The organism is Ochrobactrum sp. C6C9, assembly GCF_022627935.1.
In the GTDB taxonomy this organism is placed as follows: domain Bacteria; phylum Pseudomonadota; class Alphaproteobacteria; order Rhizobiales; family Rhizobiaceae; genus Brucella; species Brucella teleogrylli.
The window spans coordinates 120,490-136,225 of the sequence record NZ_JABXGB010000008.1; the positions used below are offsets into that span (position 1 = coordinate 120,490).

The following is a 15,736-nucleotide window of genomic DNA, read 5'->3' on the forward strand; positions in this document are numbered from 1 at the left end:
TCAGGCCACGAGACCCTTGCGGATACGCTCGGCAATTTCCGCGACACGGGCATTGCCATGGCTGCGGCGCGCCGAGACGAGGCAGGCCTGCGAGCGCAGGATGATGCCATCTTCCAACACCTTGAGACGATTGGCGCGCAAGGTGGAGCCGGTGGACGTAATATCGACAATCATGTCGGCGGACCCTGCCGCCGGAGCGCCTTCGGTCGCGCCGAGGCTTTCCACGATGCGATAGACCTGAATGCCATGCTTTTGCGAGAAGAACTGCTGCGTCAGACGCCAATATTTAGTGGCGATGCGCAAACGGCGACCATGACGCTGGCGAAAATCGGCAGCCACGTCATCAAGGTCGGCCATGCTGGTCACATCGCGCCAGACTTCGGGCACGGCGACAACAACATCGGCGTGACCGAAACCCAGTTCCGCCTCGATGGCCACGCGCTCATCGGCATGGGCCAGTGTTTCGCGCACGAGGTCTTCGCCTGTCACGCCCATATCAACGCTGCCATAACCCAGCTCGCGGGCAATCTCGGAAGCCGACAGGAACAGGATATCGAGATCGTCTTCGCCTTCGACGCGCGCACGATAATTACGGTCGTCATCCGGCAGGATCACCTTGTAACCGGCCTTTTCGAGAACGGCGAGCGTCTGTTCCTTCAGCCGCCCCTTGGACGGCAATGCCAATGTGACGCTCATTTCGTTGCTCCCGCCAGCACTTGCAGCCGGTCCAGCCAGATCGAGAAGCCGACGCCGGGAATGTTTTCGGAAGCGCCGAGCATGGTCAAAAGCCGGTCGTAACGACCGCCGCCCGCCAGAACCGCATCCTTTTCTACGGCCGCGGCGCGGATTTCGTAAACGAGGCCGGTATAATAATCGAGCGGACGCCCGAACGACGCGTCATAGACGATATCGCTGGTCTTGATGCCAGCCGCGGCAATCGCTTCGGCACGGGCTTCGAATTTCTGAAGCACAGCGCCAAGATCGAGCGCATTTTCGGATGCGAAGGCCCGCAATGTCACCGCCGCGGAATCGAGCGTGACATGGGTTTCCAGAAACTGCTTGAGCAGATCGAGCGCCGAAGCGGGGAACCGCGTGGCGGCCAGATCTTCCTTTTCGATCAGGCGGCGGGCGATTTCCGCAGGCGAACGGCCAGCGCCCGGCGAAATGCCAGCTTCCAGCATTTCTGCTTCCAGCGTGCGCGCAAGGCCGGTTTCGTCACCTTCTGCAACGAGAACGGCCAGCGTTTCCGGCAGCGAATCGCGCAGCTTGTCGCCCGTCAGTTCGGCCAGAGCCAGTTGCATGGAATGCGCATCACCGAAGGAACGCAGCAGCTTCTTGCGCCAGCCCTGCGGCAAACCAAGCGCTTTCAGCATGCCTGCGAAAACCGACTGGTCACCCAGCACGATTTCGAGCTTGGCTTGAGGGACAACGGAACGCACACAGGACAGCGCATCGGCAATCGAGCGCGCATCCGAAGCCGCTTCATCGGCAGCACCCAGATCCTCGATGCCTGCCTGAAGAAACTCAGCCGCGCCGTCACGGCGCTGGCGAAACACTTCGCCGAGATAAGCGTAACGCTTCGGCGTTGCGGCATTGAGCGCAATATGGTTGCGGCAGACCGGAATGGTGAATTCCGGCCGCAGGCACAGGCTGTCGCCATTCTCGTTTTCGGTGAGGAAAATGCGACGGCGCAGATCCTCGCCCGCCATATCCAGAAATGGATCGGCAGGCTGGATCAGCGGTATTTCCACCAGATCGGCATCGCGCGCATCAAGCTCAGTGCGAAGCGCGTTGAAAACCGGCGATGTGCGCGTTGCAACCATGATTCCGATCACTTTGCGGCTTGAGCGCGGTCCTGCGCCTGACTGCTGAGAATTTCCCGAACCGCTTCGACCAGTCCGTCTTCCTTGACGGTGATCTGCGCCGGACGGCTCTCGCGCCAGGTCACATTGTCCTCAATCTCGGCGGAAAGGCGCTTGCCCTCGACCAGATCCTTGATCTGCACTTCACCGGCTTCGCGCTCCTGCGAGCCCTGAATGATCACGCATGGCGCATCGCGACGGTCGGCATATTTCATCTGCGCCTTCATGCCGGAACCGCCGACATACATTTCAGCGCGGATGCCCTGCTGCCGCAGATCGGAGACCATCTTCTGATAACGACCGAGGCTTTCCGTGTCCTTGTCCATCACCAGCACGACGACCGGGCCGACGACATCCGACACATCCAGCTTGCCGAGGTTTTTCAGCGCCGTCATCAGGCGCGAAACGCCGATGGAGAAGCCCGTCGCCGGAACCGGCTCGCCACGGAAACGCGACACGAGGCCGTCATAACGACCACCGCCGCCAACCGAACCGAACACGACCTTCTGGCCGTCTTCATTGGTCACGTCGAACAGAAGTTCGGCTTCGAAAACCGGGCCGGTGTAATATTCAAGACCGCGCACCACGGACGGGTCGATCTTCACGCGGCCATCATAGCCGCCTGCCGAGAACAGCGCCTGCATGTCGGAGAGTTCGGTGACACCTTCTTCGCCCTTGGCATTGCCTGCAACGACGGCGCGCAGATTGGCAATCGTATCGGCTCCGGTCGTACCACCGGCGGCGGTAAAGGCCAGCACCTTTTCAATTGCAGCAGGGCTAAGTTCAGCACCCTTGGTAAAATCGCCGCTTTCGTCGAGGCGACCCTTGCCGAGCAGAAGGCGCACGCCCTCCGGGCCGAACTTGTCGAGCTTGTCTATGGCGCGCAGCACGTTCAGGCGCTTGGCAGCATTGCCCTCGCCTTCAAGGCCGATGGCATCCAGCACACCGTCCAGAACCTTGCGGTTGTTGACGCGGATCGCATAGTCGCCACGACGAATGCCAAGGCGCTCCAGTGTGTCGGCCATCATCATGCACATTTCGGCATCGGCAGAGACGTTCGGCGCGCCAACCGTGTCGGCGTCGAACTGCATGAACTGACGGAAGCGGCCCGGGCCCGGCTTCTCATTGCGGAACACCCAGCCATTGCGATAGCTGCGATAAGGCTTCGGCAGCTGCTCGAAATTTTCGGCGACATAGCGCGCCAGCGGCGCGGTCAGATCGTAGCGCAGCGACAGCCACTGCTCATCGTCATCCTGAAAGGAAAACACACCTTCATTCGGACGGTCCTGATCCGGTAGGAACTTTCCGAGCGCGTCGGTATATTCCACCAGCGGCGTTTCCACCGGCTCAAAGCCATAGAGGTCATAGACTTCGCGGATCGTCGCCATCATCTTTTCGGCGGCGCGCAAGTCGTCCGGAACCCGATCGACAAACCCGCGCGGCAGCCGCGCCTTCATCTTGTCCGCTTTATCGGCCATTTTTCCTGCCTGATCGCTAAATATATACAATACATGCCGGAAAAACCGGCAGCAAACCCGTTGCCGGTTTCCTAACCGATCAAGTCCGTTGCGGCAAGTGCGGGAAGCGTGTTCAGCGTGCGGCAATGGCGACGGCAGCGCCCGCCATCACGCCAGCGCTGGTTCTATTGGCAATGCGCATCATGCGCGGGCTGCGCAAAACGCGCCGGGCCTGCGCGGCCAGCACCACCCATGCGGTGTCTACTGCCGCCAGCACGACAAACATGACAGCCAGCAGTTCTGCCCAGCCGACAAGCGAAACGTGGTTGATATTCACGACCGTCGGCAGAATGGCGATGTAAAAGACCATGATCTTCGGATTGCCGAGCGTGACGGCAAGTGCACTGAGAAAAAGCTTGCGCCCTTCACCCTCGCGCGGAATGGCGTTTTCATCCGCTTCTTCATTGACCGGGGCGGTCCACATTTTCCACGACAGATAGATCAGATAGGCCACGCCCGCATATTTCAGCACCAGAAACGCGGTGTGGAAGCTGTTGGCGAGAGCGGACAGGCCCCAGACGGCAAGCGACAGCCACACGGCATCGCCGAGCCAGAGGCCAAACATGAATGGAAAGACGCCCTTATGCCCACGGCTGATGACACGCGCAACCAATGCGCCGACATTCGGCCCCGGCGTGCCCGCAGCAACGACCAGAATACCCGCGAAAGCAATGAGCGATGTCAAATCCATAGCCAATCTCCGAACAAGCGCGTTTTTCTGGCAGAAAGACTGCTCCTTAGCAATCCCTGTTTCTTGGCGCGTAGCTTATTGGGGCCGCTTGAATGCCTGCCGCAGTTTTTCTATTTGGGCACGGCAGTGGCAGCCTTCGATGTGGTCGTTGACCAGACCCATGGCCTGCATGAAGGCATAAACCGTTGTCGGCCCGACGAAGGACCAGCCGCGCTTTTTCAAATCCTTGGAGATGCGGATGGATGTATCGGTTTTCGGATTGGCCACCAGCGTCGGATAATCGACCACGGCGGGGCGGTCCGCCGCACCCGGCTCGAACGACCAGAAATAGGCCGCTAGCGAGCCCTTTTCCGCGACCAGTTCAATGGCGCGGTTTGCATTGTTGATGGTCGATTCGATCTTGCCGCGATGGCGCACGATACCCTTGTCGGCGAGCAGGCGTTCCACGTCTTTTTCGTCATATTGTGCAACGCGGTGGAAATCGAAGCCGTCGAATGCCGTGCGGAAATTTTCGCGCTTGCGCAAAATCGTCAGCCACGACAGCCCCGACTGGAAACCTTCAAGGCATATCTTCTCGAACAACCGGAAATCGTCGGAGACCGGCACGCCCCATTCATTATCATGATAGGCGAGATAATCCGGCAAGACGCCCGGCCAGAAGCAGCGGGTCTTGCCATCCTCGCTGACGATCAAACCTGTCTTGACCTCGGCAACATCACTCATTTTCCCGCCTCCATTTTCTTAGCTCACGACACTATCCGAAAACTGTTTCCCACTTTTCGGGGACATGCGCACAGCTTCATCGATCATTAAACATGTGACGCAACCCGACGCTAACCACAACTCTACTTAGAGCTTCAGGCAGGCAGAACACGCGACCGAAATTTACCTTTACGATTCCATTGGGGCGCACAATCCCGTCATGAAATTGAACGTTGTTCTCCTGACAGGGCATGTCAGGAGGTGCAGCCAGGCAACCGCGCCAATGAACCCAGACAGGTGAAGAAACCCGGATGATGGCGCAAAGAGGGACGGATCTGGACCATGAAACCACGTCATCTTCTTTTGATCGGATCGCTCGCGGCGATTGCCGTTTCCGTCGTCAGCACCGGCATGGCCTTCGCCAGTGAACGTTATGCAACCCTGCCGCCGGTCGCAGTCAGTCCCGATCTGTCCGCGCCTTGGGTAGCGCAGCTGCACGGCCAGCCTGCTCGCGTGCGCCAGATGCCAGACGGCACCGTCCAGCAGCCCGTGCGCCGCACAACGGTCAAGCAACGCCAGAAGCAGAAATCGAGCTATCGTCAGGTTTCGTACCAGCGCCCGGCGCAAAACCCGGCCACGGCACCGGCCAAGCGCCAGATCGACCCGGCCTATCTGCCGCAGAGCGTTTCCTATTCCGGCAAGGAAAAGCCCGGCACCATCGTCATCGATACAGGCAAGCGCTTTCTCTATCTGGTCGAATCCGGCGGCACGGCGATGCGTTATGGCGTCGGCGTCGGCAAGCAGGGCTTTAGCTGGAAAGGTTCGCAGCGCATCAGCCGCAAGGCCGAATGGCCAAGCTGGACGCCGCCGAAGGAAATGATCGCCCGCGAGCGCAAGAAGGGCCGCATCCTGCCTGCGCGCATGGATGGCGGTGTCAACAATCCGCTTGGCGCACGCGCCCTTTATCTCGGTTCCACGCTTTACCGTATTCACGGCACCAACCAGCCATGGACCATCGGCAAGGCCATGTCTTCCGGCTGCATCCGCATGCGCAACGAGGATGTGACCGATCTCTACGAACGGGTTCCCATCGGCGCCCGCGTCGTGGTTCGCTGACCCGTTGCGGAACAGTTTTACAGTTGAACAAAGCCGCCCTGTCCGCAGGGCGGCTTTTTCCATTCATAATTCTGAAACGTTGGATTATTTGAGGAAAAGAGCCTGCAACAAGTCGCAAAACGACCTGAAAAGGCTTTTGCTTTTCCCGCGAACACCCATATGCTGCCAGTGATGATTTGAGAAAATATGGACGGAGCCGCCAGAGGGCGGCCAGAAATGCGGTTGTACCGGATATGAGCCGGTGCCGTATTTTGATGGAGGGAAAGGATAGTTCATGACCGTACCGACCGTAAAACTGAATGACGGCAACCATATTCCGCAGCTCGGTTACGGTGTCTGGCAGGTGGGCAATGATGAAGCGGTTACAGCGGTCAGCGAAGCACTGAAAGCGGGCTACCGGCACATCGACACTGCCGCGATCTATGGCAATGAAGAAGGCGTTGGCAAAGCCATCAACACTTCGGGCATTGCACGCGGCGACATCTTCCTGACGACCAAACTCTGGAACAGCGAGCAGGGCTATGAGTCGACGCTGAAAGCGTTTGCGACCAGCCTGAAAAAGCTCGGCACCGATTATGTGGATCTCTATCTGATCCATTGGCCGATGCCTTCCAAAGACCTGTTCATGGAAACATGGCGCGCCTTCATCAAGCTGAAGGAAGAGGGCCTCGTGAAGTCCATTGGCGTGTCGAACTTCCGCACCGCCGATCTTGAACGCATTCTCAAGGAAAGCGGCGTCACGCCGGTTCTCAACCAGATCGAGCTGCATCCGCAGTTCCAGCAGGACGAGCTGCGCCTGTTCCATGGCAAGCACAACATCGCCACGGAAGCCTGGAGCCCGCTTGGGCAGGGCAAGATTCTGGAGGACGAAAAGCTGAAGGCGATTGCCGCGAAACACGGCAAGTCTGTCGCGCAGGTTATCCTGCGCTGGCATATCGAGACCGGCAATATCGTCATTCCGAAGTCGGTCACGCCCGCGCGCATCAAGGAAAATTTCGAGGTCTTCGATTTCAGCCTCAATGGCACCGATCACGATGCCATCACCAAGCTGGACAAGACCGATGGCCGTATCGGCCCGAACCCGGCCACGTTCTCTGCGGGCTGATCCAAAGCATTCGAACAAAAAGCCGGGCACCTGCCCGGCTTTTTCTATCGCAATAATTTCAGACTACCGGTCAGTGAGCGGACCCATTTGGCGGGACCGGCGATCCCCACCCCATCAATGACCTCGGCGGCAAGATCGCGGTTCGGAAACGTGGTTTCATATTCTGCATAGACATGCATTGCCCGCGCGAAGGCTGGAAAGGCCACAACCGCTTCCCTGTCTTCATGTGCAGCCGCTTTCAACAGGATCGACCGGATCGTTTCCGCGTCCGCTTGCAGGATCGGCACAGGACGGTCGGAGCTGATGTCGATGGCGACGCCTGAGCGATCAACCAGTTGCCGCGCCGCAACTTGCGGCAGCTGCGCACCAAGTCCGATTGAGATGGCCGCGACCGTATTTGCTAAAAGGCCCTGCGCCAGATCAGGGTTGACGATAACGGCGAGACGCAGATCTTCCTGCATGATGGCTCCAGAATTTTGGTGTTTCTGTCTGAGAAATACACCGCATCTCCGGGGCGATCCTGCCTTTCTTACCTGATTATGATCATGATAAGGTAGCTTCTACCCAAACTTACTATAATTCAGGTAGATTTTATGAGCATGCTGGAACCGTCCGATATTCGCATTCTCGAAGCTTTGCAGGAAGACGGTCGCCTGACCAATCAGGCGCTGGCCGATCAGGTCGGCATGTCCACCTCCCCCAGTTGGCGCAAGATGCGCAAGCTGGAAGACGATGGCGTGATCGACGGCTATCGCGCCAATCTCAATCGCAAGGCAATCGGTCTTGGCGTCATGGCCTTCGTGCGGATCAAGATCGACAGTCACAGCGAGTTGGAGGCGGAACAGTTCGCCGCCGAGCTGATGGACCTCGACGACGTGATCACCTGCTACAGCATCGCTGGCGATGCCGACTTTCTGCTGCAGGTGGTCTCACGCGATCTCGACACCTATGCCGATTTCGCCATGTCCACACTCCGCCGCCTGCCGCGTATCAAGGAAATGCAGACGACCTTCGTTCTGAAAGAAACGAAAAGCTTCAAGGGCTTTCCGTTGCACTATGCCGCGTCAGTGAAGACGGGAGCCTGAGAGAGCGACCGGCTTCGGCCCGCCATAGGCCCAGTCGATCAGCTCCACCGTGTGGACAATCGGCAACTTGCTGCCGGTGGCGATCTGGGTCATGCAGCCGATATTGCCGGTTGCGATCAGAGCCGCACCCGTTGCCTCGATATTCTTCACCTTGCGGTCGCGCAGCTTGGCGGCAATCTCCGGCTGCATGATGTTGTAGGTGCCAGCCGATCCGCAGCACAGATGCCCTTCCAGCGGTTCCTTCACCGTAAAGCCCGCTTTTGAGAGCAGGTCTTTAGGCTGCCGCACAATTTTCTGCCCATGCTGCATCGAGCAGGCCGAGTGATAGGCGACCGTCAGTGGCTGCGGCGCATCGGGTTCCGGCAGGTCGATGACGGTCAGATATTCGGTGATATCCTTTGCCAGCGCCGAAACCCGCGCAGCCTTGTCCTGATAGGCCGGATCGAGCCGCAACATGTACCCATAATCCTTGATCGTCGTGCCGCAGCCGGACGCCGTGACGATGATCGCGTCGAGACCGCCCGCCTCGATCTCGCGCATCCAGACATCGACATTGTGCCGCGCCTGTTCCAGCGCCTGCTCCTCGCGGCCCATATGGTGAACCAGCGAACCGCAGCACCCTTCGCCCTTCGGTGTCACCACTTCGATGCCGAAGCGGTTGAGAAGTCGCAAGGTGGCGGCATTGATACCCGGATTGAGCACAGGCTGCGCACAGCCGTTGAGAATTGCCACCCGACCGCGCTTTTCGCCCTTGGCGGCGCTGATGGTTTCGACGGGAACCGCCGCTGGCAGGCTTTGCGGCGCGAGATCAAGCATCGCCGCCATGGGTTTCAGGGCGTCGCTCTTGCGCAAAAGCGGCGCAAACGGCTTGCCGAGCTTTGCCAGTTTCAGCGCTGCGCGGAACCGGCCCGGATAAGGCAGAACCTGCGCCAGAACACCACGCAGAAAGCGGTTCATGAACGGGCGCTTGAAGGTTTTCTCGATATGCGCGCGGGCATGATCGACCAGATGCATATAATTGACGCCTGAAGGACAGGTCGTCATGCAGGAAAGGCACGACAGGCAGCGGTCGACATGGCGCACGACTTCCTCATCCGCAGGACGCCCGTTTTCCAGCATGTCCTTGATCAGATAAATGCGCCCTCGTGGGCTGTCGAGTTCATTGCCCAGCGTCACATAGGTCGGGCATGTGGCCGTGCAGAAGCCGCAATGCACGCATTTGCGCAGGATTTTTTCCGATTCCTGAACGCTCGCGTCGAGCAGCTGGTCGGGGCTGAAATGGGTTTGCATCGTGTCACGCTCCAACCTGATGAGAATGCATGCGGCCCGGATTGAGAATATTTTCCGGATCGAATTGCTGCTTCAACCGCTGCGACAAGGCCGCAAGTGCTGTTGGCTGCGGTTCGAAAACGTCAACACCGGCGCGGATCGCCTCCGGCGCGCGCACCAGCGTCGCATGCCCGCCGCCATGTCTGGCGATCAGCTTGCGCAAGATCTGCGCTTCCGGGTCGGCCTCCATCCGCATCCAGATCAAGCCGCCTTGCCAGTCATAATAGGCATCGACGCCTGCATGACGACGGAACTCGTCCACCATCTGCCAGCCCTGCATCGGCGTCATCGAAACACGCCATACAGCACGATTGTCGCCCGCATTGGCATAAGGCAGGACATCGCGCACTTCGCGCCAGAGCTGCTGCGATTGCGCCCCGTCGAGCGCTTCCACCATGCCGGACTGGCGGAGCAATGCCTGCAATTGGCGGCTGCGATGCTCGACCGAAGGCGCAAAGCCCTCAAGCCGCAACACGGTCGCCGCTTCCCAGCCGAGCTTTCCATCAAGGAAGCGATTGGCAACCGTCGGCGGCAAATGTGCTGCCGAAGCGACCTCCTCGCGCGATCCCATAGCCATGGCCATGACACGCGCCGCCTGTTCGTCGGTCAGCCCGCGCACGACAAGCGTGGCCGCCGTTTCCGGCTTCGGCAGAACCTTGAACGTCACCTCGGTGGCGACGCCCAGCGTGCCCCAGGAATTGGCCATGCCCTTGGACAGATCATAACCCGTCACATTCTTGACCACGCGACCGCCGGACTTGAACAATTCGCCCCGTCCCGACACAACGCGCACGCCAAGCACATGATCGCGCGCAGCACCCGCCTTGAGACGGCGCGGACCAGACAGATTGGCAGCCAGCGCGCCGCCGATCGTGCCGCGACCGCGCTCGCCCGACAGCAAAGGACCGTAATCCATCGGTTCAAAATGGAAGCACTGATTGTTGTCGGCCAGAAGCTTTTCAATCTCGACCATCGGCGTTCCGGCCTTTGCCGAGAGCACCAGTTCGTCCGGCTCGTACAGGGTCACGCCCGTAAGCTGCGACACGTCGAGCACGCGGCCCGCATCGACCCTGTGTCCAATGCCGCGCTTGGAGCCATGGCCGATAATTTCCAGCGGGGTGGAGCTGGCCAGCGCGTCCTGCACCGCATCCAGAACGCCCGCCTCATCCTGCGGCTTTAGAATATTTGCATCGCTCATGATCAAAACCACAACTCAGAATCGGGGAACATCCGGGAAGGCCAGCTCGCCGCGATGCACATGCATGCGACCAAGCTCGGCGCAGCGGCGCAATTGCGGAAACACCTTGCCCGGATTGAGCAGATGCTTGGCGTCGAAAGCACATTTGACGCGCATCTGCTGGTCGAGATCGATGTCATTGAACATTTCCGGCATCAGATCGCGTTTTTCAATGCCGACGCCATGTTCGCCGGTGAGAACACCGCCAACTTTCACGCAGAGCCGCAAAATATCTGCGCCGAAATTTTCGGCTGCTTCCAGTTCACCGGGGATATTCGCATCATAGAGGATCAGCGGATGCAGATTGCCGTCGCCTGCGTGGAACACATTGGCCACCCGCAATCCGTATTTCTCGGACAAGTCGCGCATGCCCGACAGGACACGCGGCAGTTCCTTGCGCGGAATGGTTCCATCCATGCATAGATAGTCGGGCGAAATGCGCCCCACCGCCGGGAAAGCTGCCTTGCGCCCGGCCCAGAAAGCCAGACGCTGCTCTTCCGACTGCGACAGAATGCAGGTCGTGGAACCATTGCGCAGTGCGAGCGCCTCAACCCGTCCGATCAGGTGATCGACCTCGACCGGCGGGCCGTCGAGTTCGACGATCAACAGCGCTTCCACGTCGAGCGGATAGCCAACGCGCACAAAATCCTCCGCCGCCTTGATGGCGGGTCGGTCCATCATTTCCATGCCGCCGGGAATTATGCCTGCGCCGATAATATCGGCCACACACTGGCCGGCCTGCTCGCTGGATGGAAAGCCGACCATGACGGCGCGCGCCGTTTCCGGCTTTTGCAGGATACGCACGGTGATTTCCGTCACCACGCCCAGCAGTCCTTCCGAGCCGGTCATCAGACCCAAAAGATCATAGCCCTCGCTGTCGAGATGCTTGCCGCCGAGGCGCAACACCTCGCCGGTGATCAGCACCATCTCGATGCCCAGAACATTATTCGCTGTCAGGCCATATTTCAGGCAATGCACGCCACCGGCGTTTTCCGCCACGTTGCCGCCAATCGAGCAGGCAATCTGCGACGACGGATCGGGCGCATAATAAAAGCCCTCATGCTCAACGGCTTTGGTAATGCCGAGATTGGTCACGCCCGGCTGCACCACGGCGACACGGTTGGGATAATCGATTTCGAGAATGCGGTTGAAGCGCGACATGCCGAGCAGCACCGCATCCTGCAAGGGCATGGAACCGCCCGACAGCGATGTGCCCGCACCGCGCGGCACGACGCGAATGCCATTCTCGTGGCAATAACGCAGAACTTGTGAGACCTGATCGACCGTTTCCGGCAGCACAACCACCAGCGGCAGCGAACGATGCGCCGTCAGGCCGTCGCTCTCGAACACACGCATCGCATTGACCGTATCGACCACGCCCTCGCCCGGTACGATATCGCGCAGATCATCCACGATCTGCCCGCGCCGCTGCATGACGGACGCATCCGGCTCCGGCATAATCAATCCGCTCATTTGCTCCTCCGCCGCTGGGCAGACCCTCTTCGTCAAGGTGCCGCCAGCCTTCAAATGCCGCCCCGGTTTTCATCCTCGCTTGAGAACCGGAACGGTCGTAACGCGCTGTTTTAACGCCACGCCAACCGAGATGGACAGACCCGATCTTTTCTGGAATAGCTCTAACATGCACAGTGCACCCTGCGCCGCATTCGTCAAGTGGTAAATCATTTTTACCACTTGCACCTTTCGCATAACAGTTTTCACGCTGTGGCATAATTGCTTGCGGAGCCTTGCAACGCTGGGCTAGATGCAATTGAAGCGCAGGGCAATTCGGGGGATCAGACGATCATGATGAGCAGCAGTCTGGCCGATATGGAAATCTTTGCCCGCGTGGTCGCAACCGGCAGCATGTCGGCGGCGGCTCGCGATCTCGGCCTGTCGCCTGCCGTGGTTTCCAAGCGTCTCGGTCGTCTGGAAGAGCGCCTCGGCACCCGGCTCCTGCAACGCACCACGCGGCAAATCGCGCTGACCGAGGCTGGTCAGGGCTATCATGAGCGCGTGCTGGCCATTCTTTCCAATATCGAGGAAGCGGAAGCTTTCGTCGCGCGCCGCTCGGCGGATGCGCGCGGCACGCTGAAAATCTCGGCTCCCACGACCTTCGGGCGCATGCATATCGCCCCCTATCTGGTGCCTTTCATGCGCGCCAATGCCGACCTGACCGTCAATATGCAATTGACCGACGAAATGGTCGATATTGTCGGCGACGGTTATGATCTCGCCATCCGCATCGGTGAATTGTCGGATTCGACCCTTGTGGCCCGCAGGCTGGCGCCGGTCCGCCGATTGCTTGTCGCATCGCCCGGTTATATCGCGGAACGCGGCACGCCTGAGACCATCGAAGATTTGCAGGCCCATATCTGCCTTGCGCCGCACAACAATGATCCTTGGCGGCTGGAAGGGCCGAAAGGCCCGATTGTCATTCGCCCGGTCGGACCACTCCAGACCAATTCCAGCGAAATGGTGCGCGAGGCCGTGCTGGCCGGTCTCGGCATTGCCCAGCGCTCCACCTGGGATATCGGCCCTGAACTGGCCGCGGGCAAGCTTGTGCAGGTGCTGCCCGACTATACCGCATCGCGCAACGTGGCCATTCACGCGGTCTATCCGTCGAAACAGTTCCTGCCTGCCAAGGTGCGCCTGTTCATCGACTATCTTGCCGACCTTTACGGGCCCGTTCCCTATTGGGAGAGCGGCAGTTCTCCACAGGGCGCATCTCAAAAATAGACATCAAGTCTTTTGCCGACTATGAAACGCTGCGCATTAGAAAGCGTGCATATAAATACGGTGCGGCATGAACTCCCATCATGCTGGCCGTATCGTTCCGACTTTTGAGGAAAGATAATGAACACTCCGATCCGCTTCATTCTCGCTATCATCGTTGCCGTTGTCGTCGGCTGCGGCTTCATGTTCTACGACAAGTCCCGCGGTGCGGAATGGGTCGTGTCCCCGCAACAGATCGAACAGGCCAAGGCCGAAGGTAAATCCGGCGTCGAAAGCCGCCCCGGCACTGTGACCGTGCTGCCGATCCGCAGCGAAACGGCTGATGCGTTGCCGTTCAAATGGGCGATGTATGGCGTTGTCGCCGGTCTGTTTGTGCTGGTTGCGACGCGCAAGCGCAAAAAGGCTTAAAACCCCTTTTTTCCAGCATCATAAAGCCCGGCTGGATCACCAGTCGGGCTTTATTTTCAATAGAGCGGTTCCTGTTTTGACGGAATCGTCGGAACCGCTCTAAGTATTTATTTTTACGCATTTCCAGACGCAAACCGCTTCGCACTTTTGCTGGAAAAGCTCTATATTCCGTTGCCGGGTCCGTCCCTTGCGGCTACCTTGCCGCCGATACGCAGAGGGCTTGAACGGCATGGCCGAAACGATTTTTTCCCGCATACAGGCGAGCCGCACAGCGGACGACGTCGTATACCAGATCGAGACGCTCATTCTGGAGGGCGTTCTGCGCGGCGGCGACCGTCTGCCAGGCGAACGCGAACTGGCACGCCAGTTCGACATTTCCCGGCCCATCCTGCGCGATGCCTTGAAGCGCCTTGAAACGGCTGGCCTTTTGACCTCCCGCCATGGTGGCGGAACATTTGTCGCCGATGTGATCGGGCAGGTCTTCAGCGCGCCCGTAGTCAAGCTTTTTGCCGACCACCGCAAGGCGACCGCAGACTATCTCGAATATCGCCGCGAGATCGAAAGCATCGCCGCCGAATATGCGGCGTTGCGTGCCACACCCGCCGACAAGGCGCTTTTGACGGAAATCATGCATGCGATGGAGACGGCCCATGGCGCGAGCGATTTCGACACCGAAGCGCGGCTTGATGTCGAGCTGCACAATGCGGTCGGCGAAGCCGCGCACAACATCGTGCTGTTGCACACTTTGCGCTCCTGCTACCAGCTGTTGAAGGATGGCGTGTTTTACAACCGCAGCCTCATCTACAGCTATCCGGGCGTCGCCGACATGTTCCTTTCGCAGCATCGCGCTATCTATGACGCGGTGATGGCTGGCAACCCGCAGGCCGCCCGTGAAGCGGTGCAGAAGCATATCCGCTTCGTCGAGCAGGCCACCCATGACCGCGAACTGAACGAAGAACGCGAGCGCGTGTCGCAGCTGCGCTTCCGCCAGCGGGCGGGCACCAATGCGGTGAAGGAAGTGAAGGACGACGGCGAATGACTGGTGTGGTTTTCAAGGATGCATGCGGCCCGCAGAACATTCGCCTTTATGCCATTGGCGACGTGCATGGGCGCTTCGATCTGTTGCAGGATATGCACGGATTAATCCGCGCCGATCTCGACCATCGCCCCGTCCATGACTGGCGCATCATCCATCTCGGCGATTACATCGACCGGGGACCGCAATCCAAGGAAGTGCTCGATTTTCTCATCGAGGCGGCTGCGCACGATCCGCGCATCCTGTCTCTTCTCGGCAATCACGACGAAGGCTTTCTCAATTATCTCGCCACCGGCGACACGGCAGGCATCTTCGCTCTGCATGGCGGCGTGGAGACCGGGCGCTCCTATGGCGTGGAACTCGATTTTTCCGATCCGGACAAAGCCCGGCGCGGACACGAGGCTCTGGTGAAAGCCGTACCGCAAGCGCATGTCGATTTCATACGCTCGATGCCGCGCTGGCTGTCGTTCGGGGACTTCTTTTTCTGCCACGCAGGCGTCAACCCCGTTGTCCCGCTTGAAGAGCAGGACCCGGACGACCTCATCTGGATACGCACTTTGTTTTTGAAATGGACCGGTCCCCTCGCAAAGGTGATCATCCATGGGCATACGCCGCAAGGCGCGGTCGATGTTCAGCCCAACCGCGTCAATCTCGACACCTATGCCTGGAAGAGCGGCCTGCTCTCGGCAATCGCAATCGATGGCGCGGAAAAGCGCTTCATCGAAGCGAATTAATGAGCGCTGGAAATTCCGTAACCATCGCTCGAAACCATGGTGTTACCGGCATCGACGGTGAAGATGCCGACAGCCATGAACACGATCGCGGAGACCATCAGGACGGTAAGAAGGGCGGCATGCTTGGCGGTCATATTCGGGAACTCTTTCGACGGTTGCCGGATGAAATTCGATAAAACGA

At 59.3% G+C, this 15,736-nt stretch carries 17 protein-coding genes; 7 read left to right on the top strand and 10 right to left on the bottom strand.

Annotation, left to right across the window (positions count from 1 at the left end):
- The 5 genes from hisG to HWD97_RS08660 form a co-directional block, all read right to left on the bottom strand.
- Nucleotides 1-696, bottom strand: coding sequence for an ATP phosphoribosyltransferase (hisG, locus tag HWD97_RS08640; protein ID WP_109367807.1), 696 nt, complete (start codon nucleotides 694-696; stop codon nucleotides 1-3).
- The gene (locus HWD97_RS08645; RefSeq protein ID WP_109368037.1) at nucleotides 693-1,823 is read right to left on the bottom strand and encodes an ATP phosphoribosyltransferase regulatory subunit; all 1,131 of its coding nucleotides are present in this window, start codon (nucleotides 1,821-1,823) and stop codon (nucleotides 693-695) included. The genes hisG and HWD97_RS08645 overlap by 4 nt, the downstream gene beginning before the upstream one ends.
- 8 nt (nucleotides 1,824-1,831) lie before the next feature.
- On the bottom strand, nucleotides 1,832-3,340 hold the full coding sequence (gene hisS, locus HWD97_RS08650) for a histidine--tRNA ligase (protein WP_109367808.1): 1,509 nt from the start codon (nucleotides 3,338-3,340) through the stop codon (nucleotides 1,832-1,834).
- 112 nt (nucleotides 3,341-3,452) lie between these two features.
- Entirely contained in the window at nucleotides 3,453-4,070 is a 618-nt protein-coding gene (locus tag HWD97_RS08655; RefSeq protein WP_109367809.1) for a LysE family translocator, read from the bottom strand.
- Nucleotides 4,071-4,145: 75 nt separating this feature from the next.
- Nucleotides 4,146-4,793, bottom strand: coding sequence for a DNA-3-methyladenine glycosylase I (locus HWD97_RS08660; RefSeq protein ID WP_109367810.1), 648 nt, complete (start codon nucleotides 4,791-4,793; stop codon nucleotides 4,146-4,148).
- Nucleotides 4,794-5,114: 321 nt separating this feature from the next.
- Here HWD97_RS08660 and HWD97_RS08665 point away from each other — a divergent pair, with 321 nt between their 5' ends.
- A complete protein-coding gene (locus HWD97_RS08665) occupies nucleotides 5,115-5,888 on the top strand; it encodes a L,D-transpeptidase (protein WP_121538905.1) in 774 nt (257 codons plus the stop codon).
- A 274-nt stretch (nucleotides 5,889-6,162) separates the two neighbouring features.
- Entirely contained in the window at nucleotides 6,163-6,993 is an 831-nt protein-coding gene (locus HWD97_RS08670) for an aldo/keto reductase (RefSeq protein ID WP_109367812.1), read from the top strand.
- A 44-nt stretch (nucleotides 6,994-7,037) separates the two neighbouring features.
- On the opposite strand, the gene HWD97_RS08675 is transcribed toward HWD97_RS08670, so the two are convergent.
- Complete coding sequence (locus tag HWD97_RS08675; RefSeq protein WP_109367813.1) at nucleotides 7,038-7,454, bottom strand: DUF2000 domain-containing protein; 417 nt, start codon at nucleotides 7,452-7,454, stop codon at nucleotides 7,038-7,040.
- 132 nt (nucleotides 7,455-7,586) lie between these two features.
- On the opposite strand from HWD97_RS08675, the gene HWD97_RS08680 reads away from it, so the two are divergent.
- Complete coding sequence (locus tag HWD97_RS08680) at nucleotides 7,587-8,078, top strand: Lrp/AsnC family transcriptional regulator (protein WP_109367814.1); 492 nt, start codon at nucleotides 7,587-7,589, stop codon at nucleotides 8,076-8,078.
- On the opposite strand, the gene glcF is transcribed toward HWD97_RS08680, so the two are convergent.
- Genes glcF through HWD97_RS08695 form a run of 3 tightly spaced genes read right to left on the bottom strand, consistent with a single transcriptional unit; the run spans nucleotide 8,058 to nucleotide 12,117 of the window.
- On the bottom strand, nucleotides 8,058-9,368 hold the full coding sequence (glcF, locus tag HWD97_RS08685) for a glycolate oxidase subunit GlcF (protein ID WP_109367815.1): 1,311 nt from the start codon (nucleotides 9,366-9,368) through the stop codon (nucleotides 8,058-8,060). The genes HWD97_RS08680 and glcF overlap by 21 nt on opposite strands.
- Nucleotides 9,369-9,372: 4 nt before the next feature.
- Nucleotides 9,373-10,605 carry a glycolate oxidase subunit GlcE gene (gene glcE / locus HWD97_RS08690; RefSeq protein ID WP_109367816.1) on the bottom strand — a complete coding sequence of 411 codons (1,233 nt, stop codon included), beginning with the start codon at nucleotides 10,603-10,605 and terminating at the stop codon, nucleotides 9,373-9,375.
- Between the two features lie 15 nt (nucleotides 10,606-10,620).
- Entirely contained in the window at nucleotides 10,621-12,117 is a 1,497-nt protein-coding gene (locus tag HWD97_RS08695; RefSeq protein ID WP_109367817.1) for an FAD-linked oxidase C-terminal domain-containing protein, read from the bottom strand.
- 333 nt (nucleotides 12,118-12,450) lie between these two features.
- Between HWD97_RS08695 and HWD97_RS08700 the strand changes: the two genes are divergently transcribed.
- The 4 genes from HWD97_RS08700 (at nucleotide 12,451) to HWD97_RS08715 (ending at nucleotide 15,555) form a co-directional block, all read left to right on the top strand.
- A complete protein-coding gene (locus HWD97_RS08700) occupies nucleotides 12,451-13,380 on the top strand; it encodes a LysR family transcriptional regulator (RefSeq protein WP_109368038.1) in 930 nt (309 codons plus the stop codon).
- Between the two features lie 117 nt (nucleotides 13,381-13,497).
- A complete protein-coding gene (locus HWD97_RS08705; protein ID WP_109367818.1) occupies nucleotides 13,498-13,785 on the top strand; it encodes a hypothetical protein in 288 nt (95 codons plus the stop codon).
- A gap of 229 nt (nucleotides 13,786-14,014) precedes the next feature.
- Nucleotides 14,015-14,824, top strand: a complete 810-nt coding sequence (locus tag HWD97_RS08710) for an FCD domain-containing protein (RefSeq protein WP_109367819.1) — start codon at nucleotides 14,015-14,017, stop codon at nucleotides 14,822-14,824.
- On the top strand, nucleotides 14,821-15,555 hold the full coding sequence (locus tag HWD97_RS08715) for a metallophosphoesterase (RefSeq protein ID WP_109367820.1): 735 nt from the start codon (nucleotides 14,821-14,823) through the stop codon (nucleotides 15,553-15,555). Before HWD97_RS08710 ends, HWD97_RS08715 begins: the two co-directional genes overlap by 4 nt.
- On the opposite strand, the gene HWD97_RS08720 is transcribed toward HWD97_RS08715, so the two are convergent.
- Entirely contained in the window at nucleotides 15,552-15,689 is a 138-nt protein-coding gene (locus tag HWD97_RS08720) for a hypothetical protein (protein ID WP_167836115.1), read from the bottom strand. The two genes, HWD97_RS08715 and HWD97_RS08720, sit on opposite strands and share 4 nt — an antisense overlap.
- Nucleotides 15,690-15,736: the final 47 nt, after the last annotated feature.